Origin of the sequence: Nonomuraea sp. NPDC049400, assembly GCF_044466425.1 — a bacterium.
Classification (GTDB): Bacteria; Actinomycetota; Actinomycetes; order Streptosporangiales; family Streptosporangiaceae; genus Nonomuraea.
The window spans coordinates 45,799-72,151 of the sequence record NZ_JBITMP010000011.1 but is presented as its reverse complement, the minus strand read 5'-3'; the positions used below and the strand labels follow the sequence as shown (position 1 = coordinate 72,151).

At 71.1% G+C, this 26,353-nt stretch carries 25 protein-coding genes; 12 read left to right on the top strand and 13 right to left on the bottom strand.

The genetic code is table 11. From position 1 onward, the window contains the following. Positions 1 to 44: 44 nt before the first annotated feature. A complete protein-coding gene (locus tag ACIBVN_RS19015; RefSeq protein WP_397137977.1) occupies positions 45 to 959 on the top strand; it encodes an EamA family transporter in 915 nt (304 codons plus the stop codon). A gap of 284 nt (positions 960 to 1,243) precedes the next feature. Here the strand turns inward: ACIBVN_RS19015 and ACIBVN_RS19010 are convergent, their stop codons facing one another. The 8 genes from ACIBVN_RS19010 to ACIBVN_RS18975 form a co-directional block, all read right to left on the bottom strand. After that, entirely contained in the window at positions 1,244 to 1,912 is a 669-nt protein-coding gene (locus ACIBVN_RS19010; RefSeq protein WP_397137975.1) for a GntR family transcriptional regulator, read from the bottom strand. A 14-nt stretch (positions 1,913 to 1,926) separates the two neighbouring features. Then, positions 1,927 to 2,871 carry an ornithine cyclodeaminase family protein gene (locus tag ACIBVN_RS19005; protein WP_397137973.1) on the bottom strand — a complete coding sequence of 315 codons (945 nt, stop codon included), beginning with the start codon at positions 2,869 to 2,871 and terminating at the stop codon, positions 1,927 to 1,929. Beyond that, the gene (locus ACIBVN_RS19000) at positions 2,868 to 3,839 is read right to left on the bottom strand and encodes a proline racemase family protein (protein WP_397137971.1); all 972 of its coding nucleotides are present in this window, start codon (positions 3,837 to 3,839) and stop codon (positions 2,868 to 2,870) included. Before ACIBVN_RS19000 ends, ACIBVN_RS19005 begins: the two co-directional genes overlap by 4 nt. 64 nt (positions 3,840 to 3,903) lie before the next feature. After that, on the bottom strand, positions 3,904 to 4,905 hold the full coding sequence (locus tag ACIBVN_RS18995; RefSeq protein WP_397137969.1) for a proline racemase family protein: 1,002 nt from the start codon (positions 4,903 to 4,905) through the stop codon (positions 3,904 to 3,906). Continuing rightward, complete coding sequence (locus ACIBVN_RS18990) at positions 4,902 to 5,795, bottom strand: dihydrodipicolinate synthase family protein (protein WP_397137967.1); 894 nt, start codon at positions 5,793 to 5,795, stop codon at positions 4,902 to 4,904. The genes ACIBVN_RS18995 and ACIBVN_RS18990 overlap by 4 nt, the downstream gene beginning before the upstream one ends. 26 nt (positions 5,796 to 5,821) lie before the next feature. After that, entirely contained in the window at positions 5,822 to 7,168 is a 1,347-nt protein-coding gene (locus ACIBVN_RS18985; protein ID WP_397137965.1) for an FAD-dependent oxidoreductase, read from the bottom strand. Further along, positions 7,165 to 7,407: a (2Fe-2S)-binding protein gene (locus ACIBVN_RS18980; RefSeq protein ID WP_397137963.1), complete on the bottom strand. Its 243-nt coding sequence runs from the start codon at positions 7,405 to 7,407 to the stop codon at positions 7,165 to 7,167. Before ACIBVN_RS18980 ends, ACIBVN_RS18985 begins: the two co-directional genes overlap by 4 nt. Further along, positions 7,404 to 8,558 (bottom strand): NAD(P)/FAD-dependent oxidoreductase, encoded by a 1,155-nt coding sequence (locus ACIBVN_RS18975; protein ID WP_397137961.1) that lies wholly within the window; start codon positions 8,556 to 8,558, stop codon positions 7,404 to 7,406. The genes ACIBVN_RS18980 and ACIBVN_RS18975 overlap by 4 nt, the downstream gene beginning before the upstream one ends. 105 nt (positions 8,559 to 8,663) lie before the next feature. Between ACIBVN_RS18975 and ACIBVN_RS18970 the strand changes: the two genes are divergently transcribed. Together ACIBVN_RS18970 and ACIBVN_RS18965 are read left to right on the top strand one after the other, a co-directional pair. Then, entirely contained in the window at positions 8,664 to 9,641 is a 978-nt protein-coding gene (locus ACIBVN_RS18970) for a heme A synthase (protein WP_397137959.1), read from the top strand. Positions 9,642 to 9,703: 62 nt separating this feature from the next. Next, positions 9,704 to 10,411, top strand: coding sequence for a vancomycin high temperature exclusion protein (locus ACIBVN_RS18965; RefSeq protein ID WP_397137957.1), 708 nt, complete (start codon positions 9,704 to 9,706; stop codon positions 10,409 to 10,411). Here the strand turns inward: ACIBVN_RS18965 and ACIBVN_RS18960 are convergent. Both ACIBVN_RS18960 and ACIBVN_RS18955 read right to left on the bottom strand, forming a co-directional pair. Further along, the gene (locus ACIBVN_RS18960; RefSeq protein WP_349448944.1) at positions 10,387 to 11,577 is read right to left on the bottom strand and encodes a PrsW family intramembrane metalloprotease; all 1,191 of its coding nucleotides are present in this window, start codon (positions 11,575 to 11,577) and stop codon (positions 10,387 to 10,389) included. The two genes, ACIBVN_RS18965 and ACIBVN_RS18960, sit on opposite strands and share 25 nt — an antisense overlap. A gap of 70 nt (positions 11,578 to 11,647) precedes the next feature. Continuing rightward, positions 11,648 to 12,592, bottom strand: coding sequence for a heme o synthase (locus ACIBVN_RS18955; protein WP_397137955.1), 945 nt, complete (start codon positions 12,590 to 12,592; stop codon positions 11,648 to 11,650). Between the two features lie 329 nt (positions 12,593 to 12,921). Between ACIBVN_RS18955 and tkt the strand changes: the two genes are divergently transcribed. The 6 genes from tkt to pgl are packed head-to-tail and all read left to right on the top strand — an operon-like array spanning position 12,922 to position 20,987. Continuing rightward, positions 12,922 to 14,952, top strand: a complete 2,031-nt coding sequence (tkt, locus tag ACIBVN_RS18950) for a transketolase (protein WP_397138392.1) — start codon at positions 12,922 to 12,924, stop codon at positions 14,950 to 14,952. 6 nt (positions 14,953 to 14,958) lie between these two features. Continuing rightward, on the top strand, positions 14,959 to 16,050 hold the full coding sequence (tal, locus tag ACIBVN_RS18945) for a transaldolase (protein WP_397137953.1): 1,092 nt from the start codon (positions 14,959 to 14,961) through the stop codon (positions 16,048 to 16,050). Then, positions 16,050 to 17,663, top strand: coding sequence for a glucose-6-phosphate isomerase (locus ACIBVN_RS18940; RefSeq protein ID WP_397138390.1), 1,614 nt, complete (start codon positions 16,050 to 16,052; stop codon positions 17,661 to 17,663). The genes tal and ACIBVN_RS18940 overlap by 1 nt, the downstream gene beginning before the upstream one ends. Position 17,664: 1 nt before the next feature. Next, positions 17,665 to 19,266 (top strand): glucose-6-phosphate dehydrogenase, encoded by a 1,602-nt coding sequence (zwf, locus tag ACIBVN_RS18935; RefSeq protein WP_397137951.1) that lies wholly within the window; start codon positions 17,665 to 17,667, stop codon positions 19,264 to 19,266. After that, positions 19,266 to 20,180, top strand: a complete 915-nt coding sequence (locus ACIBVN_RS18930) for a glucose-6-phosphate dehydrogenase assembly protein OpcA (protein ID WP_397137949.1) — start codon at positions 19,266 to 19,268, stop codon at positions 20,178 to 20,180. Before zwf ends, ACIBVN_RS18930 begins: the two co-directional genes overlap by 1 nt. A 33-nt stretch (positions 20,181 to 20,213) precedes the next feature. Continuing rightward, positions 20,214 to 20,987 carry a 6-phosphogluconolactonase gene (gene pgl, locus ACIBVN_RS18925; protein WP_397137947.1) on the top strand — a complete coding sequence of 258 codons (774 nt, stop codon included), beginning with the start codon at positions 20,214 to 20,216 and terminating at the stop codon, positions 20,985 to 20,987. A gap of 166 nt (positions 20,988 to 21,153) precedes the next feature. On the opposite strand, the gene add is transcribed toward pgl, so the two are convergent. After that, positions 21,154 to 22,179 carry an adenosine deaminase gene (add, locus tag ACIBVN_RS18920; RefSeq protein WP_397137945.1) on the bottom strand — a complete coding sequence of 342 codons (1,026 nt, stop codon included), beginning with the start codon at positions 22,177 to 22,179 and terminating at the stop codon, positions 21,154 to 21,156. Between add and ACIBVN_RS18915 the strand changes: the two genes are divergently transcribed. The 3 genes from ACIBVN_RS18915 (at position 22,160) to ACIBVN_RS18905 (ending at position 24,776) form a co-directional block, all read left to right on the top strand. Beyond that, a complete protein-coding gene (locus tag ACIBVN_RS18915; RefSeq protein ID WP_397137943.1) occupies positions 22,160 to 22,633 on the top strand; it encodes a hypothetical protein in 474 nt (157 codons plus the stop codon). The two genes, add and ACIBVN_RS18915, sit on opposite strands and share 20 nt — an antisense overlap. Positions 22,634 to 22,906: 273 nt before the next feature. After that, entirely contained in the window at positions 22,907 to 23,794 is an 888-nt protein-coding gene (locus tag ACIBVN_RS18910; RefSeq protein WP_397137941.1) for a hypothetical protein, read from the top strand. Between the two features lie 220 nt (positions 23,795 to 24,014). Beyond that, on the top strand, positions 24,015 to 24,776 hold the full coding sequence (locus ACIBVN_RS18905) for a class I SAM-dependent methyltransferase (RefSeq protein WP_397137939.1): 762 nt from the start codon (positions 24,015 to 24,017) through the stop codon (positions 24,774 to 24,776). On the opposite strand, the gene ACIBVN_RS18900 is transcribed toward ACIBVN_RS18905, so the two are convergent. Then, positions 24,750 to 25,340 (bottom strand): TetR/AcrR family transcriptional regulator, encoded by a 591-nt coding sequence (locus tag ACIBVN_RS18900; RefSeq protein ID WP_397137937.1) that lies wholly within the window; start codon positions 25,338 to 25,340, stop codon positions 24,750 to 24,752. The two genes, ACIBVN_RS18905 and ACIBVN_RS18900, sit on opposite strands and share 27 nt — an antisense overlap. 12 nt (positions 25,341 to 25,352) lie before the next feature. Beyond that, the gene (locus ACIBVN_RS18895; RefSeq protein ID WP_397137935.1) at positions 25,353 to 26,222 is read right to left on the bottom strand and encodes an oxidoreductase; all 870 of its coding nucleotides are present in this window, start codon (positions 26,220 to 26,222) and stop codon (positions 25,353 to 25,355) included. Positions 26,223 to 26,353 lie beyond the last annotated feature (131 nt).

Sequence of the window (26,353 nt, the reverse complement as noted above, 5' to 3'; positions counted from 1 at the left end):
GCCTCAGTACGCTCTGACCTGTCGTTCCTCTGAATTGGAGTCCCGTGACCGCCTTCGCCCTCGACGACCCCTTCGACCGCGGCTCCGGCCTGCCCCGGCCAGGAAGCCTGCTGCGCAGCGCCGCCGACTCGATCCCGCCCTCCGGGCTCGTGCTGCTCGGCATCGTCTCGGTGCAGCTGGGAGCCGGGTTCGCGAAGGAGCTGTTCGCGGCGCTGCCGCCGAGCGCGGTGGTGTTCCTGCGCATCGCGGCCGGGGCGCTGATCATCGGGTCGTTCGTGCGGCCCCGGCTGAAGGGCCTGTCCTGGCGCGACTGGGCGGTGGGGGTCGGGTTCGGGCTGACGCTCGCCCTCATGAATTTGGTCTTCTACGAGGCCCTGGCGCGGCTGCCGATGGGGATCGCGGTGGCCATCGAGTTCCTGGGGCCACTGGGCGTGGCCGTGGCGGCCTCGCGGCGCAGGATCGACCTGCTGTGGGTCGGCCTGGCCGGCGCTGGCGTGGCGCTGCTCGCGCCGTGGGGGCAGTCGGCGTCGGTGAGCTGGCTCGGCATCGGGTTCGCGATGGTGGCGGGGGTCTGCTGGGCCGGGTACATCCTGCTGTCGGCGGCGGCCGGGCGGCGCTTCCCCGGCACGAGCGGGCTGTCGTTCGCGATGATCGTGTCGGCCGTCGTGGTCGCTCCCGTCGGTGTCACGACGGGCGGGGCGGAGCTGCTGCAGCCGGAGTTGCTGCTGATCGGGCTCGGCGTTGGGCTGCTGTCGTCGGTGATCCCCTACTCGCTGGAGCTCCAGGCGCTGCGCCGGATGCCCACGCACGTGTTCGGCATCCTGATGAGCCTGGAGCCGGCGGTGGCGGCGCTGATCGGGGTGCTGCTGCTGAACGAGGTCCTGCACGCCCAGCAGTGGGCGGCGATCGTCTGCATCGTGGCCGCCAGCCTGGGCTCGACCCGGCGGCGCAAGGCGTAGAGATGGCGGTCCGCCGCGCGCCCGTGGGATGGGGTCTCGGGCGCGCGGCGGGGGGCTCGGCTCTCGGTGGGCGGGTGTGCCGAGCCCATGGAAGGTCAGCGGAGTGCGGGTTTCCGCCTGACCAGGCATACGCCATCCACCGCAATCGGTGGTGGCCGGTCCGATGAGGACCAGGACGTCGGGGCCGCCGGCGGACGCGCTCGGCGTCGCTCGTCCGGCCCGCATTGAGAGTACCGCTATCGGCGCGCGTGCGATCCCCAAATGTCAGAACTTAGGGCGCAGTTTCAGTGTTCGGCCCAAATGCCCCGTACGTGGCCGATGTGTTCGACCATGAGGTGGCGGACGGCCTCGCTGTCGCCGTTCTTGAGAGCGTCGAGCAGCTGGAGGTGCTCCCTGGCCGACTCGGCGAGCGCGCCGCGCTCCGCGAGCTGGGACAGGCCGTAGAGCCTGGCCCTGTTGCGCAGGTCGCGCACCACCTCGACCAGGTGGCCGTTGCCCGCCAGGGTCAGCAGCTCGACGTGGAAGCGCAGGTCGGCGTCCACGTACGCGAGCAGGTCGGCGCGCTCGGCGGCCAGGACGATCTCCTCGGCGATGGGCCTGAGCCGTTCGAACTCCTCCGCCCGCATGCCGCCGGCCAGCCTGGCCACGGTGGGCACCTCGATGAGCTGGCGGATCTCGGTGAGCTCGTCGAGATCGCGGTCGGACAGCTCGGTCACTCTGAAGCCCTTGTTGCGCACCGCCTCGACCAGGCCCTCCTTGGCGAGGTCGAGCATGGCCTCGCGCACCGGCGTGGCCGAGACGCCGAACTGGGCGGCCAGCACCGGCGCGGAGTAGACCACCCCCGGCCGCATCTCACCGGTGATCAGCGCGGCACGCAGCGCCTGCGCCACCTGCTCGCGCAGGCTCTGCCGCTCTCCCACCATCGGCAGGTCGAGCCGCTCCTCGGCAGCCATCCGCCCATCCCTTCCTAAGCAGTCCACGCCTCGTAAGCGGCGGCCGCGACCACGAGGTCCTCCCACGCCATGCCCGTGCTCTTGAACACCCGCGGCCCGGTGCCGGCGACGACCCTGCCGGCCACGAGGTCGGCGAGGTTGCCGGCGAGATGACCAGCGGTGATCGTACCCTCGTGGATCGGGATGAGCACATCCCCCGCCTCCTCGAGGGCGGCCGCCCTGGCCTCGACGACCACGGTGGCGCGGGTGACGAGGTCGCCGTCGAGCTCGCGGGCGCCGGGCTCGTGCGACCCGACCGCGACCACGGTGACGCCGTCGCGGGCGAGCTTACCCGGGAACAGCGGCTCCCTGGCCGTCGTGCAGCACGCGACGATGTCGGCCTGCTCCACCGCCGCCGCCACGGGGTCCGGCTCGTGGGGCAGGGCGCGGGCGGCCAGGCCGAGCGCGCGGCAGCGCCCGGCGAGCGCCTCCGCACGGCCGGGGTCGCGCCCGATCACCGTCACGTCCGCCACGGGCCGCACCTCCCGCAGGGCCAGCACGTGCCCCCACGCCTGAGGCCCGCTCCCGAACACCACCAGCCGCCGGGCGTCCCCGGAAGCCAGCCGGCTGACGGCGAGGGCGGAGACGGCTGGGGTGCGGAGCGAGGTGAGCGCGATCCCGTCCAGTGCCGCGAGCGGGGTCAGGGTGTCGCCGTCGAACAGCAGGTACGTCCCCTGGATGCGGGGCAGCCCCAGGTCGGGGTTGCCGGGCGTGATGCTGACGGCCTTCACCCCCGCGTACCGCCCGGCCGCGGCGGGCATGAGCAGGAGCTGCCCGGCAGGCATGTCCACGATCGGCCGCTGCGGCGTGGCCTCGGGATCGAGCCCCGCCCGCAGCGCGTCCTCCAGGATCCGCACGGCCCGCCCCATGGGCACCAGCCGCTCCAGCGTGGCGGCGTCGAGATACGGCAACCCGGTCATCGCAGCGTGAACCCCAATCCCATCGGATCGTCGGGATCGAGCTCGAAGGCGTGCCGCCCCGTCCGGTACGCCATGCCCTCGATCTCCGGCACGATCCCGTCGTGCAGGACCTCGGCCACCCGCGCGCGGAAGGTGCTCCCGACGATGCTGTCGTGGATCAGCGGCCCGCGCAGCCCGGAGTCGTGCAACAGCGCCAGCCTGGCCGCCGTGCCGGAGCCGCACGGCGAGCGGTCCACCTCCCCGTCGGCGAACACCGTCACGTTCCGCTGGTGCGCCATCCCGTCCACGTCCGCCAGCTCGTCGTAGAAGATCACGCCGTAGACGCCGGACAGCCGGTCGTCGGAGGGGTGGCGGGTGGCCGGGTGGCCGACCAGGTCGGCCTTGATCCGGCGGGCGTGGGCGATGAGCGCCGTCAAGTGCCCGGGCTCCACGGACAGGCCCAGCGCCCCGGCGGGCACGGACACGTAGATGGCACCGCCGTACGAGACGTCGACCTTCGTCCCGCCGGCCGCCACGTCGCGTGCCAGCACGTACGACGGCACGCTGACGAACGTCACCCCGCGCACCCGCCCGCCGGAGCAGCGCACCCGGGCCGTGACGCGCCCGGACGGCACGTCGATGACCACGTCCGTCTCCCCGTCGGGAGCCGCCGCGACCAGCCCCTCGTGCACGGCGTAGGCGCCCAGCGCGATGGTGCCGTGGCCGCAGGCGGTGGAGAAGCCGTCCTTGTGCCAGAACAGCGCCCCGAACAGGGCCCCCGGGTCGTCCGGCGGGACGAGGAAGCAGCCGTACATGTCGGCGTGCCCGCGCGGCTCGTGACACAGCAGCCGCCGCACGTCGTCGAACTCGGACTCCGCCATGGCGGCGGCCCGCCGCGAGAGCACGTCGGCCCCCGGGATCTCGGGCACGCCGCCGGTGACGATCCTGAACGGCTCCCCGCCCGTGTGGTAGTCGACCGTAGTGATCACGGTCCCGGCTTCGCCGGAACCGTGATCAAGATGCTGCGTTGATTGGTTCACTCGCTGCGCTCGCTCACAGTTCGAATCCGGCGGGGAACGGGTCGCGCGGGTCGAGGAAGTACTGGGCGGTGCCGGTGATCCAGGCCCGGCCGGTGATCGACGGGACGACGGCCGGCGCGCCGCCCACGGTGGTCTCCTCCAGGAGCCGGCCGATGAACCGGGTCCCGATGAACGACTCGTTCACGAAGTCCCGGCCGAGCGGCAGCTCGCCGCGGGCGTGCAGCTGCGCCATGCGGGCGCTGGTGCCGGTGCCGCACGGCGAGCGGTCGAACCAGCCCGGGTGGATGGCCATGGCGTGCCGCGAGTGGTGGGCGTCGGAGCCGGGTGCGGCGAAGTAGACGTGGTGGCAGCCGCGGATGCGGTCGTCCTCGCGGTGCACGGGCTCGTCGGCGGCGTTGATGGCCTCCATGGTGGCCAGGCCGGCGGCGATGATCTCGTTCTTGGCCTTGCGGTCGAAGGGCAGGCCGTAGGAGTCGAGGTCGACGACGGCGTAGAAGTTGCCGCCGTACGCCAGGTCGTACGGGATCTCCCCGAACCCGGGCACGCGCACGGTGGCGTCGAGCCGGTCGCAGTAGGACGGCACGTTGCGCAGCGTCACCGACATCGCCTGCCCGTCCTCGACGGCCACGTCGACCTCGACGAGCCCGGCGGGGACCTCCAGGCGCACGGTGGTGACCGGCTCGACGACCTCCACCATGCCGGTCTCGACGAGCACGGTGGCCACGCCGATGGTGCCGTGCCCGCACATCGGCAGCAGCCCGGACACCTCGATGAACAGCACGCCGTAGTCCGCGTCCGGCCTGGTGGGCGGCTGGAGGATGGCGCCGCTCATGGCGGAGTGGCCGCGCGGCTCGGTCATCAGCAGGGTGCGGATGTGGTCGAGGTTGTCACGGAAGTGGACGCGCCGCTCGGCCATGCTGGCGCCGGGGATCACGCCGATCCCGCCGGTGATGACGCGGGTGGGCATGCCCTCGGTATGGGAGTCGACGGCGTGGAAAACGCGCTTTGTCCTCATCGCAGCCCTTCTGCCAGTGCCTTCTCGGTCGCCGCACGCACGATAGCGGCCTGCTCGTCCGTCAGCGGCAGCCTGGGGTGCCTGCACGGCCCGCCGTGGCGGCCCGCGAGGTCCATGGACAGCTTGATGGCCTGGACGAACTCGGTCTTCGAGTCCCAGCGCAGCAGCGGGTGCAGGGTCCGGTAAAGGGGCAGGGCGGTCTCCAGGTCCCCGGCGACCGCGGCGCGGTAGAGCTCGACGTTGGAGGCGGGCAGCGCGTTGGGGTAGCCGGCGATCCAGCCCACCGCCCCGGCGATGGCGAGTTCGAGCAGCACGTCGTCGGAGCCGATCAGCAGGTCCAGCTCGGGGGCCAGCTCGGCGATCTCGTACGCCCTGCGCGCGTCCCCGCTGAACTCCTTGACCGCCACGATCAGCCCCTCCTCGTGCAGCTTGGCCAGCAGCGCGGGGGTCAGGTCGACCTTGGTGTCGTACGGGTTGTTGTAGGCCACGATCGGCACGCCCGCCTTGGCGACCTCGCGGTAGTGCTCGACGACGACCCGCTCGTCGGCGCGGTAGGAGTTGGGCGGCAGCAGGAGCACCGAGCCGCAGCCCGCCTCGCGCGCCTGCTCGGCCCAGCGGCGCGACTCCGCGGCGCCGTACGCGCCCACCCCGGCCATCACGTTGCGCCCGCCGACGGCCCGCACGGCGGTCTCGATCACCTTGGCGCGCTCTTCCAGGCTGAGTGTCTGGTACTCGCCCAGCGATCCGTTCGGCACGACGCCGTCGCAGCCGTTCTCCACCAGCCAGCGGCAGTGCTCGGCGTAGGCGTCGAAATCGACGGACAGGTCGTCGCGCAGGGGCAGCGCCGTGGCGACCATGACACCGTGCCAGGCCTTGCTGCGGTTCTCCATTGGGAAGTCCTCCATGTCAGGGCGGTTCATTCAGCGGTCGGATCGTCTGAGAGGTCGGCGAGGGCGCCGAGGGTGACGGGCTGGGCGATGGGGCGGCGGGGCGGCTGCGGCGGCTCGCCGGCCAGGCAGGAGACCGCGTAGCCGCAGATGCGGCCCTGGCACCAGCCCATGCCGGGCCTGGCCAGCAGCTTGATCGAGCGCGCGTCGGTGGCGCCGAGGTCCTGCGCCTCGCGTACCCGGGCCAGCGGCACCTCCTCGCACCGGCAGACCAGCGTGTCGTCCCGCAGCCAGCCCTGCCAGCCGGTCCTGACGGGGTACGCGTGCTGCAGCGCCTCGCCGAACGACCGCCACCGCTCCCGCCGCCGCAGGAGCACGCCGGGCACGGCCGTTTGCGAGGCGCCCGAGTCGGCGGCGATCGCCAGGCCCGCGATGCGGCCCTCCACTTCGGACAGGCGCCAGCCGCCCACGCCGGTGGGCTCGCCCGCGGCCCAGACCCCGGCGACGCTGGTGCGCTGGCCGGCGTCCACGGCGAGCACGGGGCTGCCGTCCACGTCCTGCCTGGTCTCGCAGCCGAGCTGCGCGGCCAGTTCGATCTGGGGCACGAACCCGTAGCCGACGGCCACGGTGTCGCACTCGACGACGCGGGTGGCGAGAACGTTCCAGTCCTTGTCGAGGCGGGCCACGGTGACGGCCTCCACCTCGCGCTCGCCGTGCGCCGCCACGACCGCCTGGCGGGTCCGGTACGGCACCAGGTGCCGGGCCAGGTCCAGCGCGTACCCGCCGGCCTCCCCGGCCTTGCCCAGGGCCAGCAGCGGATGCCTGGCCAGCCCGAGTCCGCCGTTGGCCTCGAGCACCCCGAGCACCCGCGCCCCGGCCCCGGCCAGCCCGGAGGCCACGGGGAGCAGGAACGGCCCGGTGCCGGCGACGACGATCCGCCTGCCCGCCACGACGCCGTTGCCCTTGAGCAGCGCCTGCGCGCCGCCGGCGGTGAGCACGCCGGGCAGGTCCCAGCCGGGGAAGGGCAGCGGCCGGTCGTGCGCGCCGGTGGCGATCAGCACCCGCCGCGCCTCCAGCGGGACCGCCTTCCGTTCGGGGGTCGTGCAGTGGACGACCAGGCCGCCGTCCGGCTCGCGGACGAGGCTCCAGACCTGGTGCCGCAGCAGCACGTCGGCGCGGGAGTCCAGGGCGCGGGCCTGCCGCAGGAACCGGGCCAGCCCGGGCGCGGGCTCGGGGTCGGCGGAGTGGCGGAAGTACTGGCCGCCGAGCCGCGTGGCGGAGTCCACGAGCGCCACCCGCAGTCCGGCCTGCGCCGCCGTGAGCGCGCCCGCCACCCCGGCGGGCCCGCCCCCGATCACTACCAGGTCGTACGTCATGACGTGGTCACCTCGTCACCGGGCGCGGCCTCCACGAGGCAGGCCCGCTCGGGCGCCCGCCCGTTGACCGAGATCAGGCAGTCGAAGCAGACCCCGATGCCGCAGAACAACCCGCGGGGCCGCCCGCCGAAGCGCGTGCCGCGCCACGAGCGCACCCCTGCCGCGTGCAGCGCGGCCCCGATCGTCTGACCGGGAGTCACGGGGACAGGACGCCCGTCGATCGTGATGTGGAACGTCAAAGGGACTCCTCCGAGAAACGATCCGGCCGGAAGGGCCGCAGGTCCAGGTCGGTCGGAGAGCCGGTGAGCGCCTGCGCGAGCAGGTGACCGGTCGCCGGGGCCAGCCCGATGCCCGCGCCCTCGTGCCCGCACGCGTGGTACAGCCCGGGCGCCCGCGGATCGGCGCCGATGACGGGCAGGTGGTCGGGGCAGTACGGCCGGAACCCGCAGTACGACCTGATGGCCCGCACCTCGCGCAGCGCGGGGAACAGCGCCACCGCCTGCGCGGCCAGCCGGGCCAGCACCGGCACCGACATGGTCCGGTCGAAGCCGACCCGCTCCCTGCTGGCCCCGATGAGCACGGTCCCCGAGGGCGTGCCCTCCACGACGGCCGAGGTCTCCAGTCCGGCCGAGTCGCTGGCCACGTTCGTCACATAAGCGGCGGTGTAGACCTTGTGCCTGATCAGGGGCTCGGGCAGCGGCTCGGTGACCAGGATGAACCCGCGCCTGGGCAGGACCGGGAGGTCGACGCCAGCCAGCGCGGCGACCTCGCCGCCCCAGGTGCCCGCGGCGTTGATCACCGCGTCGCCGAGCACGTCGCCCTGGGAGGTGCGCACGCCCGTGATCCGCTCTCCTTCGCGCACGAATCCGGTCACCGCCGCCCCGAGGCGGAGCCGGAGCGTGCCCCGGCCGAAGCTCTCCGCACCGTGCCTGAGCAGGCGCGCGGCGGCCAGCATGGGCTGCACCTGCGCGTCCTGGGGGTAGAACACCCCGCCGGCCAGGCCGTCGGCGAGCTCCGGCTCGTAGTCGCGCAGCGAATCGCCGGGCACCAGGGTGTGCTCCACGCCCTGCTTGGCGGCCAGCTCGGTGAGCTGCCGCTGGACCTCGCCGGTCTCGGCGACGACCAGCCCACCCTTGGCCTCGAACTCGAACCCGCCCTCGTACTCGCCATGGCCGGCCAGCTCGCGCCACAGCCGGTTCGAGAGCACGGCCAGCTCCAGCTCGGGCCCCGGCTCCTTGTCGGAAACCAGGATGTTGCCCTCACCCGAGCCGGTCGTGCCGCCCGCGACCGGGCCGCGGTCGACCACGGTCACGTCGAGGCCCGCGCGCGCGGCGTAGTAGGCGCAGGCGGCGCCCACCACTCCGGCGCCGACCACGATGACGTCGGACATCCATTACCTCCCCCTGTAATATGTCACATACCTTCTTTCTTGAGAAGCCCGGGCCTGGGGCGACCGGTGACGGGACCGACCGATCCGGCCCGTACCATCGATGGCGTGAAGCTACCCACCGACCACCCGAATCCTCTCGTGCGCCGCCTGTTCTCCTTCTGGGCGCCCACCACGGAGTCGATGCGGGGCTGGGCGCTGGCGTCCGTGGTGGTCAACGCGGGAATCGCGGTGACGGGCGCGGCCGTGCGCGTCACCGGCTCCGGGCTCGGCTGCCCGACCTGGCCAAAGTGCACGCCGGACAGCTTCATCCCGGTCGCGCACCCCGAGACCTCGATGCTCAACATGCTCGTCGAGTTCGGCAACAGGCTGCTGGCGTTCCTGGTGCTGGCGGTGGGCATGGCGTGCGTGATCGCGGCGCTGCGGCTGACGCCGCGCAGGCGTTCGCTGGTGCTGCTGTCGTGGCTGCAGCCGGTGGGGGTGCTGGCCCAGGCCCTGTGGGGCGGGCTGGTGGTCAACACGATGCTCAACCCGTTCACGGTGGGCATGCACTTCATCCTCTCCATCGGCCTGATCGCGGCCTGCTGGATGCTGTACGCGCGCGCCGGCGAGGGCGACGGCCCGGCCAGGCGGGTGACCCACCGCGACATCCGCAGGCTCGGCTACGTGCTGCTCGCGGCCGTGTTCGTGCTGCTGGTGGCGGGGGTCGTGGTGAGCGGCACGGGCCCGCACTCGGGCGACGAGATGGCCTCCCGCTTCGACCTCGACATCGAGGCCATGGCGCGGCTGCACGCCGACTTGGTCTACATCGTGGTGGGGCTGACGTTCGCGCTGCTGTTCGCGCTGCACGTGAGCCACTCGCAGCGGCCCGCCAGGCGGGCGGCGCTGGCACTGCTGGGCGTGGAGCTGGGCCAGGGCGTGATCGGCTACACGCAGTACTTCCTGGCCGTGCCTGCCGCGCTGGTCCTGCTGCACGTGCTCGGCTCCACGCTGGTCTGGATCGCCGCGCTCAGGGTGGTCACCTCGCTGCGCACCCGGGCACCGCTGCCCGACCACTCCCCCACCGAAGTGCCCGCCGCCGTCTGAGCGGTTGTGCCAGGGTTTGGGGTGATAAGTCGGCCACTCCCCCACTCCCTGGAGGGTGTGATTTGCTGCTGAATGTCCGCCCCACTCGGAAAGTGCTGCGCCGCGCGTACCAGGCTCTGGTGCTGGTCAGCGTGCTCGCCCTGGCGCCCATGACGTGGGCCTGGCTCGGCAGCTCGGCGCACCGGGAGACGGCCGAGGGCGACGGCTGGCTCGGCCACGTCCCCCCGGCGCAGGCCGCGCTGGTGCTGGGCGCGGGCCTGTACGGCACGCAGCCCACGCCGATGCTGGCCCGCAGGCTCGACATCGCCGCCGAGCTCTACCGCTCCGGCAAGGTGCGGGCGCTGCTGCTGTCGGGCGACAACAGCCGCAAGGAGTACGACGAGCCCACGGCCATGCGCGACTACCTGCGCGGCAAGGGCGTGCCCGACCAGGTGATGGTGCTGGACTACGCCGGGTTCGACACCTGGGACTCGTGCGTGCGGGCGCGCAAGGTGTTCGGGGCCGGCCAGGTGACCGTGGTGACGCAGGAGTTCCACCTGCCCAGGGCCGTGACTCTGTGCCGTACGGCCGGGCTGGAGACGTTCGGGGTCGGCGACGACTCGACCAGGCAGTTCGCCTCGACCACGTACGTCTACGCCGCCCGCGAGCTGTTCGCCACCGCCAAGGCGTTCGCCGACGCGATGGTCCTGCACTCCGACCCGGTCTACCCCGGCCCGCGCGAGGTCTCCCTGGACCGGATCCTCGCTCAGCCGGGCGCGCCGGGGGCGTAGCCAGGAGGCGGAGTGCCTCTCGCGACCGATCTGGCGTGCGCCGACGGCACCGGGAAGTCGGCGCGGGCGGTGCTCATGCACTCAAGCAGCGCCCGCTGCTCCTCGTGGAAGGTCTGCTCGTCCACCATGTGGCGGGCCGCCCGCTCGTGCAGCAGGCCCAGCTCGGTGGCGGCCAGCTGGTAGTCGCGCATGGCGCGCAGCCCGCGCTTGCCGCCGTGGGCCTTGGCCCACTGCCTGGCCTGCCGCCGCCTGGAGAACGCCGACAGCATGTAGATGTCGGCCTGGGTGACCAGCTTGGTCGGCTCGTACGGCGGCAGGTAGCGCTGGATGAGGGCCACGATGCGCCGCCGGTCCCTGAACACCACGCCGATGAGCACGATGAGCACGACCAGCAGCGCCAGATAGGCCACCACGAGCCCGGGGAAGCCGCCGTAGGAGGCCAGGCCGTTCCACAGACCGTGCAGGATCATCGCGCCCGACCAGCCCGCCAGGATGTAGAAGACCCGCTCGGGCCCGCTGCGCTGGGCGGCGTAGGCGACGGCGACGCCGATCATGGAGCTGAACAGCGGGTGCGCGAGCGGCGACAGGATGCCGCGCAGCACCACGGTGACCGCCAGCCCCTTGACGCCGGAGCCGGACAGCGCGGCGATGTAGTAGCTGACGTTCTCGCTCATGGCGAAGCCGAGCCCGACCATGCTGGCGTAGATGACGCCGTCGGTCGGCCCGTCGAGCTCGGCCCTGCGGAACCTCAGCAGCCCCAGCAGCACCAGCCCCTTCATCGTCTCCTCCACCACGGGCGCGCCGAAGGTGGCCGCGATGTTGCGGGCGCTGGCCTCCGACAGCTTGGCGGTGTCGATGATGTAGTGCAGGTTGAGCGAGTTGATCACACCGGCGACCAGGACCGCGATGCCCGCGCCCCAGGCGAAGGCGAAGACCAGGTTGCTGCGCGGCTCCGGCTCCATGCGGTCGAGCGCCAGAATCGCCGCGAGCAGCATCGGCACCGGCGCGAGCGCCAGCATGAGAGCGATGAAGAACTGCACCGGAGCGCCGTTGAACACGTCGAAGGAGAACGAGACAAGAGCGCAGATGCCGGTGAGGACCAGCCCGATGATCAACGCGGACGACGGGCGGTCCTTCAACACCCAGCGTGGATCACGGGTCGCCATACGGTGACTTTAACGGATCAGAGTGCCGGGGTCCGTGCCGGTCAAAACAGCATCACCGTCCAGACACGCGTCAGGTCAGCAGCGGGTCGATCGCGACCGCGAGGAAGAGCAGCGCCAGGTAGGCGTTGGACCAGTGGAAGAAGCGCATGGGGCGCAGGTCGACGCCGCTCTTGCCGGCGTTGAGCCGGGCCAGCAGGCGGTGCACCTCCCACAGGCACATGGCGCCGAGCGCGGCGGCCACGATCGGGTAGAACAGCGTCGTGTCGGCCACCGGCCACAGCGCCAGCGAGCACAGCACGGTGGCCCACGTGTAGGCGATCGACTCCAGCACGACCCGCCGCTCGGTGGCCACCACAGGGAGCATGGGCACCTTGGCCGCCGCGTAGTCCTCCTTGTAGCGCATGGCCAGCGTCCAGGTGTGCGGCGGCGTCCAGAAGAACACCACCCCGAACAGCACCAGCGGCGCCCAGTCGAGCCGCTCGGTGATGCCCGCCCAGCCGATCATCACCGGCATGCAGCCCGCGATGCCGCCCCACACGATGTTCTGGGCCGTGCGCCGCTTGAGGATCATCGAGTAGACGAGCACGTAGAACAGGATCGCGCCGAGGGACAGCAGGGCCGCCAGCCAGTTGGTGGTCACCCACAGGCCGACCGTGGACAGCACGCCGAGCACGATGCCGAAGATCAGCGCGCCGCGCGGCGAGACCTGGTGCCTGGCCAGTGGCCTGCGGCGGGTGCGGCGCATCTTCTGGTCGATGTCGCGGTCGACGTAGCAGTTGAGTGCGTTGGCGCTGCCCGCCGATAGAGTGCCGAACACCATGACCGAGATGGACGTCCACAGCGGCGGCAGGCCGCCGGCCGCCAGGAACATCACCGGCAGTGTCGTGATCAGCAGCAGCTCGATGATCCGCGGCTTGGTGAGCGCGATGTAGGCCTTTACGATCATGCCGATCGAGCGCGGCCCCTCCACCTGCGGAGATCGGGCCGTCGCCTGCCTGTTGGTCAGCACCGTCAAGGCGCTTCCAGCCTGTGCGGAGTCAACGCGTAACCTCTGAATAGAGCGGATCCATGGGTAGGCGCCGTGACGCCCCTGCGAACAAACAAACTGTAGTCGCAGGGTCGGCCGGTCCAGCCAATGGGGGGCTTGCGCCGTACATGGACGCGCGCGGGTGGAAGGGGAATCGATCGCCAACTCCACTCGGTTAGGGTCCCGTATGGGCGGGATTAGCCGACACCAATGACAACTAGATTCCGGAGATCGAGCAGTTGAGCACCGAACTCGTGCCAGCCCTTGAATGGACCGACCTGGACAACCAGGCGGTCGATGTCGTTCGGGCCCTGGCGATGGACGCTGTGGAGAAGGCGGGCTCGGGTCACCCCGGCACCGCCATGAGCCTGGCCCCCGCCGCATACCTGCTGTTCCAGCGTGTGATGCGTCACGATCCGTGCGATCCCGGCTGGGCCGGGCGCGACAGGTTCGTGCTTTCGTGCGGCCACTCGAGCCTGACGCTCTACATCCAGCTCTACCTTTCCGGCTACGGCCTCACGCTCGACGACCTGCGGCGGCTGCGCCAGTGGGACAGCCTGACGCCCGGCCACCCGGAGCACGGCCACACGGCGGGCGTGGAGACCACGACCGGCCCGCTCGGCCAGGGCCTGGGCAACGCCGTCGGCATGGCGATGGCGGCCCGCCGCGAGCGCGGCCTGTTCGACCCCGACACCGAGCGCGGCACCTCGCCGTTCGACCACCACATCTGGTGCTTCGTCAGCGACGGCGACATCGAGGAGGGCATCAGCCACGAGGCCAGCTCGCTCGCCGGCCACCAGAAGCTGGGCAACCTCATCGTCATCTGGGACGACAACCACATCTCCATCGAGGACGACACCCTCATCGCCAAGTCGGAGGACGTCGTCGCCCGCTACGACGCCTACGGCTGGCACACCCAGAGCGTCGACTGGACCGCCACCGGCGACTACGTCGAGGACGTCCAGGCCCTCTACGACGCCCTCCAGGCGGCCAAGGCCGAGACCGACCGGCCGTCGTTCATCCGGCTGCGCACGATCATCGGCTGGCCGGCCCCCAACAAGCAGAACACCGGCAAGATCCACGGCTCGGCCCTGGGTGAGGCGGAAGTCGCCGCCACCAAGGAGGTCCTGGGCATGGATCCGGCCAAGACCTTCCACGTGCCCGCCGACGTGCTCGAGCACGCCCGCGGCATCGCCCAGCGCGGCCGCACCGAGCACGCCGAATGGGAGAAGTCCTACGCCGAGTGGCGCCTGGCCAACCCCGAGCGGGCCGCCGAGTTCGACCGCATCTCCGAGCGCGAGCTGCCCAACGGCTGGGCGCGGGCGCTGCCGTCGTTCGAGACCGGCACCTCGATCTCGACCCGCAAGGCCTCCGGCGAGGTGCTGAGCGCGCTGGCGCCGGTGCTGCCCGAGCTGTGGGGCGGCTCGGCCGACCTGGCTGAGTCGAACAACACCACGATGAAGGGCGAGCCGTCCTTCATCCCCGAGGAACACCAGACCAAGGAGTTCCCGGGTAACCGCTACGGCCGCACGCTGCACTTCGGCATCCGCGAGCACGCCATGGGCGCCATTCTCAACGGCATCGCCCTGCACGGCGGCACCCGCCCCTACGGCGGCACGTTCCTGGTCTTCTCCGACTACATGCGCCCCTCGGTGCGCCTGGCCGCGCTGATGAAGCTGCCGGTCACGTTCGTCTGGACGCACGACTCCATCGGGCTCGGCGAGGACGGCCCGACCCACCAGCCGATCGAGCACCTGTGGTCGCTGCGCGCGATCCCCGGCCTCGACGTGGTCCGCCCGGCCGACGCCAACGAGACGGCGTACGCCTGGAAGGCCGTGCTCAAGCACACCGACCGGCCCGCCGCGCTGGCTCTGACCAGGCAGAACCTGCCGGTCTTCGAGGGCACCACCGCCGAGGGCGTGGCCCGCGGCGGCTACGTGCTGCGCGAGGCCTCCGACGGCCAGCCCAGGGTCATCCTCATCGCCACCGGCAGCGAGGTGGAGATCGCGCTGGAGGGCCGCGACCTGCTCGAGGCGAAGGGCATCCCGACCCGGGTCGTGTCGATGCCGTGTGTCGAATGGTTCAAGGGGCAGGACATCGCATATAGGCAGACGGTCCTGCCTTCGTCGATCCGGGCTCGAGTCGCGGTCGAGGCGGGCGTCGCGCTCGGCTGGCACGAGTTCGTCGGCGAGTGCGGCGAAGTAGTCGGCCTCGAACACTTCGGTGCTTCGGCCCCGTACAAAACTCTGTATGAGTTGTTCGGGCTGACGGCGGAGCGCGTGGCGGCCGCGGCACATGCCAGCCTGGCCAAGCTCGGCCAGGAAAAGGGCGAGACGACGGGAAACTGAAGGAAGATGAGCGAGAACCTCAAGAAGCTGTCCGGCCAGGGCGTTGCCATCTGGCTCGACGACATCAGCCGCGAACGGCTGCGCAGCGGCAACCTGGAGCAGCTGATGCGCGAGAAGAGCGTCGTCGGGGTGACCTCCAACCCGACGATCTTCGCCAACGCGCTCAGCAAGGGTGACGCCTACGACGCCCAGCTGCACGACCTCGCCGTACGCGGCGTGGACGTGGGCGAGGCCGTGCGCGCCATCACCACCTACGACATCCGCTGGGCCGCCGACGTGCTGCGTCCCATCTACGACGCCACGGGCGGCGTGGACGGCCGCGTGTCGCTCGAGGTGGACCCGCGCCTGGCCCGCGAGAGCGAGAAGACGGTCGCCGAGGCGCGGGCGCTGTGGTGGCTGGTGGACCGGCCCAACCTGTTCATCAAGATCCCGGCGACGGTCGAGGGGCTCCCCGCGATCACCCAGGCGCTGTCGGAGGGCATCAGCGTCAACGTCACGCTGATCTTCTCCCTCGAGCGCTACCGCGCCGTCATGGACGCCTGGCTCGCCGGGCTCGAGGCGGCGCAGGCCAAGGGGATCGACCTGGGCTCGATCGAGTCGGTGGCCTCGTTCTTCGTCAGCCGCGTCGACACCGAGATCGACAAGCGCCTCGACAAGCTGGGCAAGCCGGAGCTGAAGGGCAAGGCGGGCATCGCCAACGCCCGCCTGGCGTACGCGGCGTACGAGGACGTGATGAACTCCGAGCGCTGGCAGCGCCTGCGCGCGGCGGGCGCCCGTCCGCAGCGGCCGCTGTGGGCCTCGACCGGCGTGAAGAACCCCGAGTACTCCGACACCATGTACGTCGACCAGCTCGTCGCCCCTGGCACCGTCAACACGATGCCGGAGAAGACGCTCGACGCCACGGCAGACCACGCCGACGTCACCGGCGACACGGTCCGCCCCTTCTACGAGCAGGCCTGGAACACCATGGCCGCGCTCAAGGAGGCCGGCGTCGACTACGACGACGTGGTGAAGGTGCTGGAGGACGAGGGCGTCGAGAAGTTCGAGGCGTCCTGGAACGAGCTGCTCGAGAGCGTCACCAAGAACCTGGTCCCGTGATGGAAGTGACCTACCGCGAGGAGGGGGTGGCCTCGGCCGCCTCCTCCGTCGCGGGGCGTCTCGTCGCCGATGGCGTGCCCGCGCGGCTCGCCGCCGGCGACCCCACGCTGTGGGGCGAGGACGCCGAGGCGGCGGCGGCTGTCAGGCTCGGCTGGCTGCGGCTGCCCCGCACCTCTCGCGAGCTGCTGCCCCGGCTGGGCAAGCTCGCCGAGCGGGCCCGCGCGGCAGGTCTGACGAACGTGGTGCTGGCCGGGATGGGCGGCTCGTCGCTGGCGGCGGAGGTCATCTGCGCCACCGCCGACGTGCCGCTCACCGTGCTGGACACGACCGACCCCGGGCAGGTGCGCCGCGCGCTGGCCGACCGGCTCGACGCCACGGTCGTGGTCGTGGCGAGCAAGAGCGGCTCGACTGTGGAGAGCGACTGCCACCTGCGGATCTACGAGGAGCTGTTCGCCGACGCGGGCGTCGCGCCCGCGGAGCGCATCGTGGTGGTCACCGACCCGGGCTCGCCGCTGGCGAAGCGGGCCGCCGACGGCGGCTTCGAGCTGGTGCTCGCCCAGCCCGACGTGGGCGGGCGCTACTCGGCGCTGTCGGCGTTCGGGCTGGTGCCGAGCGCGCTGGCGGGGGCCGACGTGGGGCGGCTGCTCGACGACGCCGAGGAGGTGCTGCCGCTGCTGTCGCGCCACACCGGCAACCCCGGGCTCGACCTGGGGGCGGCGCTCGGCGGCGCGGTGCTGGCCGGGCGGGACAAGCTGCTGCTCGAAGACCAGCTCTCGGCCATCACCGGGCTGCCCGACTGGATCGAGCAGCTCGTCGCGGAGTCCACCGGCAAGCAGGGCAGGGGGATCCTGCCCGTCGTGGGCGCCGAGCCGAACGAGAGCGGCGACGAGCTGGTCGTCGCCATCGAGACCGACCTCGGGGACGTGCGCGTGGACGGGCCGCTGGGCGCGCAGTTCCTGGTCTGGGAGTACGCCACCGCCGTCGCGGGGCTGCTGCTGGAGATCGACCCGTTCGACCAGCCGAACGTGGCCGAGTCGAAGGAGAACACCGCGGCCCTGCTGGCGCTGCCCGACCTGCCGACGGGCGCGCCGGCGTTCGTGGACGGCCCCGTCGAGGTGTACGGGTCGTCCACGGCCAAGGACCTGCCGGGGGTGTTCGCCGAGCTGCTGCACGCGATACCGGCCGGCGGCTACCTGGCGATCATGGCTTATCTCGACCGGCTGGCCGCGTTCGACGCCCCGGTGCCTGACGGGGCCGACTTCGAGCAGATGACCGACGCGTGGATGTGGGCCGATCCGGCGACGTTGCGGCCGCTGCTCGCACTGCGCACCAACCGGCCGGTGACGTTCGGGTGGGGGCCGCGCTACCTGCACTCCACCGGGCAATATCACAAGGGCGGGCCCCAGAACGGGGTGTTCCTGCAGATCACCGGGGCGGTGGCCGAGGACGTCACGGTCCCCGGCAGGCCGTACACGCTGGGGCGGCTCCAGCTCGCCCAGGCGCTCGGCGACCTGGGGGCGCTCGAGACCCGCGGGCGGCCCGCCGTACGCCTGCATTTGACCGATCGCGCGGCGGGTGTCGCGCGCTTGCTCGCAGCTGCACAGGAGGCTTGAGATGACAGACCCGGCAGCACCCGCGGAGGAAGCCGTCACAGCGGCGGCGGCCGTCGCGGGCACCGCCACCACCGAGGAGGTGGTCGCCGCCAACCCGTTGCGTGACCCGCGTGACAAGCGGCTGCCACGGGTGGCGGGACCGTGCGTGATGGTGTTGTTCGGCGTGACGGGTGACCTGGCCAAGCGCAAGCTGCTGCCGGCGATTTACGACCTGGGGAACCGGGGGCTGCTGCCGCCCGGCTTCTCGCTGGTCGGCTTCGCCCGGCGGGATTGGAAGGACCAGGATTTCGCCCAGTTGACGCACGACGCCGTCAAGGCGCATGCCAGGACGCCCTTCCGCGAGGAGGTCTGGAAGCAGATCCGCGAGGGCATCCATTTCGTGCCAGGCGAGTTCTCGGACGACGGGGCGTTCGACGCGCTGGCCATGGCGCTAGCCGAGATCGACGAGACCCGGGGCACCGGCGGAAACTACGCTTTCTACCTGTCGGTGCCGCCGAAGTTCTTCCCCGTGGTGGTGGAGCAGCTCAAGCGGACCGGGCTGGCCGACGCGCCCGAGGGGTCGTGGCGCCGGGTGGTCATCGAGAAGCCGTTCGGGCACGACCTGAAGTCGGCGCACGAGCTGAACGAGATCACCACCTCGGCCTTCCCGGAGAGCTCGATCTTCCGGATCGACCACTACCTGGGCAAGGAGACCGTCCAGAACATCATGGCGCTGCGGTTCGCCAACAACCTCTACGAGCCCATCTGGAACCGCGGCTTCGTCGACCACGTGCAGATCACGATGGCCGAGGACATCGGCATCGGCGGGCGGGCCGGCTACTACGACGGCATCGGCGCGGCCCGTGACGTGATCCAGAACCACCTGCTCCAGCTGCTCGCGCTGGTCGCCATGGAGGACCCGACCTCGTTCGACGCCTCCGCGCTGCGCCGGGAGAAGGAGAAGGTGCTCAAGGCCGTGCGGCTGCCGTCCAACCTGGGGCTCAACACGGCGCGCGGCCAGTACGCCGCGGGCTGGCAGGGCGGCGAGAAGGTGGTCGGCTACCTGCAGGAGGACGGCATCTCGCAAGAGTCCACCACCGAGACGTACGCGGCCGTCAAGCTCGAGATCGCCAACCGGCGGTGGGCGGGCGTGCCGTTCTACCTGCGCACCGGCAAGCGCCTGGGCCGCCGGGTGACCGAGGTGGCGGTGGTGTTCCAGCGGGCGCCGCACCTGCCGTTCAGCAAGACCGACACCGAGATCCTGGGGCAGAACGCGCTGGTGATCAGGGTGCAGCCGGACGAGGGCATCACAGTGCGTTTCGGTTCGAAGGTGCCGGGCACGGCGATGGAGGTGCGTGACGTCTCCATGGACTTCGCCTACGGCGAGTCGTTCCTGGAGTCGTCGCCCGAGGCGTACGAGCGGCTGCTGCTCGACGTGATGATCGGCGACCCGCCGCTCTTCCCGCACCAGCGGGAGGTCGAGCTGTCGTGGACGATCCTCGACCCGATCGAGGAGTTCTGGGGCACGCAGGGCCAGCCCGAGCCGTACGAGTCCGGCTCGTGGGGGCCGCCGTCGGCCGACGCGATGATGGCCCGCGACGGCCGCGTCTGGAGGAGACTCTAGTGACTACTTTCATGCTGGCGGACACGACGGCCGGCAAGATCTCGGCGCAGCTCACCCACCTGCGCCACCAGATGGGCGCGCCGGCCATCGGCATGGTGCTGACGCTCGTGGTGGTCTGCGAGGAGCGCCACCAGTACGACGCGCTCCGCGCCGCCACCGAGGCCGCCCGCGAGCACCCGTCGCGCATCATCGTCGTGATCAACCGCGAGGCCGAGGAGCCGAACCGGCTGGACGCCGAGCTGCGCATCGGCGAGTCCACGCCCGGCGAGGTCGTGGTCCTGCGCCTGTACGGCGAGCTGACCCAGCACGGCGACTCCGTGGTCAGCCCGCTGCTGCTGCCCGACACGCCGGTCGTGGTGTGGTGGCCGGGCGCGGCCCCCGACGTGCCGTCCCAGGACGCGGTCGGCGCCCTCGCCCAGCGCCGGATCACGGACGCCAGGGGCTTCGACCACGGCGGCGTCAAGTCGCTGGTGACCAGGGCCAAGGGGTACGCCCGCGGCGACACCGACCTGGCCTGGGCCAGGCTGACGCCGTGGCGCAGCCTGCTGGCGGCCGCGTTCGACCAGCCGGTGGGCAAGGTGCGCAAGGGCGTCGTGGAGGCCTCTCCTGGCAACCCGAGCGCGCCGCTGCTGGCCGCCTGGTTGTCGGAGCGGCTCGGCGCGCCGATGAAGGTGACCGACTCCTCCGGCCCGGGGCTGACGGCCGTGCGCCTGCAGCTGAACGACGGCGAGCTGACCATCTCCAGGCACGACGCCCGGCTGGCCACGCTGTCGCGGCCCGGCCAGCCCGACAGGAACGTGGCCCTGGCCAGGCGGCAGACCTCGGAGCTGATGGCCGAGGAGCTGCGCAGGCTCGACAGCGACGAGATCTATGAGGCCGCGGTCAAGCGGTTCGCCCGTACGTACAAGGGATGACCTGTGACCTCAGTGGCTGAGAGAGTAGTACCCGTGAGCGTTCCCAACGTAGTGGTCCACCGCGACGCCGACATCCTGGCCAAGGCGGCGGCGGCGCGGATCATCACGCGGCTGGTCGACGTGCAGTCGGCCAAGGGGTCGGCGTCGATCGTGCTCACGGGCGGCACGGTCGGCATCGCGACGCTGGCGGCCATCGCCGCCACGCCGGCCCGCGACGCCGTGGACTGGCGCCGCCTGGACATCTGGTGGGGCGACGAGCGCTTCCTGCCCACCGGCGACAAGGAGCGCAACGAGACCGGCGCCCGCGAGGCCCTGCTCGACCACGTGGACGTGGACCCGGACCGGGTCCACGTCATGCGCGGCCCCGACTCGGGGATGACGGCGGAGGAGTCGGCCGAGTCCTACGCCGCCGAGCTGCGCAAGGCCGCCAGGCCGGAGGACCACGGCCCCGTGCCGAGCTTCGACGTGATGCTGCTCGGCATGGGCCCGGACGCCCACGTGGCGTCGTTGTTCCCGGGCATGCCCGCCCTGTACGACACCCGCTCGGTGGTGGCCGTGCACGGCGCGCCCAAGCCGCCGCCGACCCGCATCTCGCTGACGCTGCCCGCCATCCAGTCCGCGCGCGAGGTCTGGGTGGTGGCGGCCGGTGAGGAGAAGTCGGGCGCGGTACGCCTGGCGCTGTCGGACTCGGGGCACGTACAGGTGCCCGCGTCGGGCGCCAGGGGTCGTGCGCGCACGCTGTTCCTGCTGGACCGAGGGGCGGCCAGCAAGATCCCACCGGAGCTGGGCCGCATCTCGTCACCCTGACCCCCAGCCCCAGCCTGCTCGGCCGGGCACGTGCCCCTCTCCCAGCCGCTTCCTGCTGACCCGGCCGCTTCCTGCTCGCTGCCGCGTTCTGCTCACCCGCGCCTTTCCCGGCTGCGAAAGCCGGCCGTCACGTCAGCGGCGGCCGAGCCGCGTCCAGACCCCGGCATCAGGCCCCTTGGGCCGCCAGCAAGTCGTCGATCTCCTTGACCAGCGCCTGCTTGCGCTCCTCCGCCAGGTAGGACGCCTGGACGCCGTTCTTGGCGAACTGCGCGAGCTCCTTCCTGCCGAAGCCGAAGGTCCGCGCGGCCACTCGGTACTCCTGCGCCAGCGTCGTGGCGAACATGGGCGGGTCGTCGCTGTTGAGCGTCACGTACAGGCCCTCCTCCAGCATCCGCGGCAGCGGGTGGTCCTCGATGCGGGCGATCTGGCCCGTGCAGAGGTTGGAGGTGGGGCACACGTCCAGCGGGATCCCGGTGTCGCGCAGGTAGGCGACCAGGCGCGGGTCCGCGAGGCAGTTGATCCCGTGTCCGATGCGCTCGGCGCCGTAGCCCTCGATTACCTCCCAGATCGTCTCAGGGCCGGACATCTCGCCGCCGTGCGGGACACTGTGCAGGCCCGCCGCGCGGGCGGCCGAGAACGCCGAGCGGTACGCGTCACGATATTTCGGCCGCTCCTGCTCGATGCCGCCTATGCCGAAACCTACCAGCGCGGCGGGAGGTTCCTGGAGGGCGTGTTCGAGCGTCACCTTGGCGGCCTCCTCGCCGTACTCGCCGGGGATGTCGAAGATGTAGGCCATCTCCACCCCGTGGTCGCTCAGGGAGCGGCGGGCGGCCAGGTCGAGGGCCTCGGTGACCTCGCGCATGGGCATGCCGACGATGTGGTGGGCGTACGGGGTCACCTGCAGTTCCACGTAACGGGCGCCCTGCGGGGCGAGGTCGCGGGCCAGCCCGAGGACGAGCGTGGCCACGTCCTCGGGCTCGCGGACGAGAGCGTTGACGGCCCGGTACACCTGGGCGAAGTGGGGGAAGTCGCGGAAGGTGTAGAAGGCGCGCAGCTCCTCCTCCGTCGAGGGGACCGGGCCGCCGGGGTGGCGGCGGGAGAGCTCGAGGACGGTGGGGACCGAGGCCGAGCCGATCAGATGCACGTGGAGCTCGACCTTGGGGAGGGCGTCGATGAAGGCGTCGATGGTCATGGCGACGACGATACGGTCGAAATTTCCCGAAAAAACAGTCTTAGGCGGGAAATTTCACACACAAATGTTAGGTTTCCCCCGCCAAGTCAAGCCGAGCCCCGCAACCAACGCCGAAGCGTCACAGCGGACCCCCGCCGCGGCCGCCCGCAAGGAAGTGCAATGCACCGGGACGGACGACGCCACGACCATCAACAACGCCATCGAAGCCTCGAAGGCGGGCGACGAGATCGTGATCTTAGGCCAGTCGGTGGCACCGGATAAGCCGGCCGTGTGCGTCATCAACAAGACCATCGTGCTGCGCGGAGACCGTACGTACCGCGGCGACTCGCGAACCGGCCTGACGATCAGGCAGGCGGACGGGGCGAACCTGCCCGCCATGCTGGCCTCGGACACGTGGGCTGCGGATGAGACCAGACCGGTCTGCACTACGAGAAGAAGGGCGGCGCGTCGCTGACCGTCGTCTCCACCGGAAACCTCGTAAGGAAGGTCTCCAAGCCCCTGGTCAAGGTGCCGAATGACGCCACCGTCAACGTGGGCGCGGGCCTCTGACCTCCCTCTGACACCTGCCGTTCACGGCATCGCGAACCGTCGCCCGGCGGGCGCCTCGGCCCGCTCACGCCGAAGTGCGCAAGCTGCTTACCTGTTCTCGGATGTCCGATATGGTCTCTTTTGGTCATCTCTATAGACGGTCTTGGGGGACGGTGCCGTGCGCGGAATGCTGCTGACCGTGGCTCTTGTCTTGAGCCTGTCCGGCTGCGGTGTGGTCTCCAGGCTGGCCGCGAGGCCTGCCGACGCGCCCACGCCGACCCCGGTCACGTCACAGCCCCCTTCATCGGGCACCACCCCCACCCCTTCCCCGGCCAAGGCGGCGCTGACCGTCCCCCAGGCGAGGCAGGCGATGCAGGAGTGGGTGGGCAAGTACAACGCGACGCTCAAGAAGCGCAAGTGGTGGCGGCAGAACGCCGGGCTGGAAGCGCTGTTCATCGAGGCGGCGCTGCACGAGGGCGTGATCGAACGCAACCACGAGACCTTCAAGTGGAAGCCGGGGCACAAGCCGATCAACCTGACCGGCACGCCGACGATCTACCTGCCAAGGCCGGAGCAGCAGCCGCAGATCGGTGACTGGTTCATCGCGCAGGCGACCTACAAGGACACCAAGGGTCATGCCCGCCCGCACGTGCTCGCGTTCTTCCGCTCCCCCGGGCAGCCCTTCAAGCTGGCCGTCGCGACCCCGATCCACTGGGTCCAGCGGATGCCCAAGCCGCGCCTCGACGCCGACGGCTACATCACCGACATGGACAACGCCGTGGCGCGCGCCGTGGCCAAGGAGTACCTCAACTTCTGGAACAACAAGAAGAAGGAGGGCGCCTCCGGCTACCGCCTGGCCAAGAACAGCTACAGCCGCAAGGCGTTCCCCGCCGTCAACAAGGGGCTGTACGTCGCGTTCGCCGGCCACGGCTCGGTCTTCGGCTTCCGTACCGCGGACGGCGGCTCGTTCTTCCTGTTCGCCATGGTCAACGACGCCAAGAGCGTCAACCAGGTCCTGAGTGAGGCGCTACTGGTGCCCAAGGGCAGCAGGACCATCCAGGAGCTCGGCGCCAACTGGTTCTCCTAGGAAGCCTTACAAGAAACGGTCCCCGGCGGTGGTGGCCATCCGTAGCAGCCACGACGTCACGGCCAGAGCTATCGTGTCGCGGTCGAGGCGGCGCGCCCCGTCCGTCAGCCGGGCGGCGAGCTCGACGGCCGGCCATCCGGTCGGAATTTCCGAAAAACAGCGTTAAGCGCGAAATTTCACATCCACATGTCAGGTTCGGCCGCTGCGTTAAGCTGAGCCCGTGACCAACGCCGAAGCGTACGATCGCGGCTTCGCCCAGCTGAGCTCCCACACCGTCGGCCCTCTCCTCGACTGGACATGCGCTCCCCGCCTGCTCGACGTCGGCTGCGGCACCGGCGTGGTCACCGCGGCAGCGCTCGCCTTAGGCGCCGAGGTCACCGCCGTGGACGTCAATCCGGCCATGCTGGAGCTGACCGCCCGCCGCCATCCGTACGCGACGATCCTGCGGGCCGCGCTCCCCGACCTCCCGTTCAAGGACGAGGAATTTGACGCCATAGCGGGAAATTTCGTCATCAATCATGTGCCCGACACAGCCAGGGCGCTCAAGGAGCTCCACCGCGTGCTGCGCCCCGGCGGCACGCTCGCCCTGACCTGGTGGAAGTCCGACGAGATGACCGCCACAAACGTCTTCGCCGACGCCATCGCCGCCGCTGAGGTCCCCTACGAGCCCCCCGCCCGGCCGTTCACCGGCAACGACACACCGCAGCGCTTCATGGAGCTGCTGGCGCAGGCGGGTTTCGAGGGCGCTGGCGTTGAGACCCTGCGCTGGCACCACCAGGTGGACCTCGCGACGTGGTGGGCCGACATCGTGCAGGCGGGCGGTCCGCGCTTCGCGGTGATCGCGCGGCAGCCGCCGGAGACCGTCGAGCGGATCAGGGCTCACTACACCCGGCTGGCGGCCCCGTACGAGCGGGAGGGATTCCCCGTGTGCGCCTATCTGGCGCACGCCACCCGCTCAACCCAGGTCGGGCGTGCCCTTTGACCAGGCGGTCGCCACCGGCATCAGCACCCCGTCGACCGACTCCGCGACGAACTCCTGACTGAACGGCGGCCCGGCGAAGATCATTTGATGCCACACCAGCGCCTCGGCGAGCGCGAAGAGCCGCCCGGGGTTGACCGGCCCGGCCAGCTCCCCGCGCTTCACGGCCCGCTCCAGCGGGTCGCGGACGGCGTCGAGGTCTCTCATGCGCAGGTGCTCGCGCAGTGTGCGCGCCAGCTCCTGGTGGGACAGCAGTGTCGACGACAGGCCGATGATGAGGGTGTGCTTGCGCTCCACCGTCTCGCAGATGCTACGGAAGACGGCGGCCAGGTCGTCACGGAGCGAGCCGGTGTCGGCGCCCTGCGGCGCGTCCATGTCGAACCGCCGGCAGATGACGTCCACCACCAGCTCGGGCTTGCCCGCCCAGCGCCGGTAGATGGTGGCCTTGCTGGCCTTGGCCCGCTTGGCGATCTGGTCGACCGACATCCGGTCGTAGCCGACCTCCGACAGCAGCTCCATCGTGGCGTCGAGGATGGCCCTTTCACGCTCGGGGTCGAGTGGAGCCACGTACACGTCCTTCTAGCTGTAGGCGATTTCCCCGAATCGTACGCCCGTCAGCTCAGCGGACACGTCCCAGAGCCTCCTGGCGAGCTCTTCCGACCTGGCCGCGGCCGACGGCGTGAGGATCTTGAGCTTGGGGCCGACGAACTCGCCGCCGTGGATGTCGGGAGAGGTCGCGGCGTAGAGCGAGGGCAGCGCACCGACCGCCGCCGACTTGAGGAACACCCCCACGAGGGGCTGTAGCGGCCCTATCTTGACGATGTTCGTGGCCGTGGCGCCTGGGTGGCTGGCGACGCTCGTCAGGGCCACACCGGCCCGCTCAGCGCGTCGCTGGAGCTCCAGGGTGAAGAGCAGGTTGGCGAGCTTGGAGCGTCCGTACGAGCTCATCCGGCGGTAACCGCGCTTCAGGTCGAGGTTGTCGAAGTCGATCTCGCCCCACGCGTGCGCGTCGCTGGAGACAGTGACCACGCGGGCGCCGGGAGAGGCGAGCAGGAGCGGCAGCAGTAGGCCGGTGAGCGCGTAATGGCCCAGGTGGTTGGTGCCGAACTGCATCTCGAAGCCGTCCTTGGTCTCCTGCCTGGGGATCAGGCCGATGCCGGCGTTGTTGATCAGCAGGTCGACCTTGTCGACGCCCTCGGCGAACCGCCTGACCGAGGCCAGGTCCGCCAGGTCGAGGCGGCCGTACTCGACCTGGCCCCCGGGGACCGCCCGCAGGATCTCCGCGACGGCCGCGCCGCCCTTCTCCGGCGAGCGCGCGGCAACGACGACACGGGCGCCGTGCCTGGCCAGCTCCAGTGCGGTGGGGAGCCCGATGCCGCTGTTGGCGCCGGTCACGATGGCGGTCTTGCCGGTCAGGTCGGGCATGGAGTCAGGGGTCCAGCCAATCATCGCCACTCCTCAATTCGGTGTAGGTGCACAAACCGCTACCTGCACCGAGCCACTGAACGCGACACGGTGTAGGTGCACAAACCGCTACCTGCACCAAGCCGCTAAACGCGGCTTGGTGTACGAAACGGTTT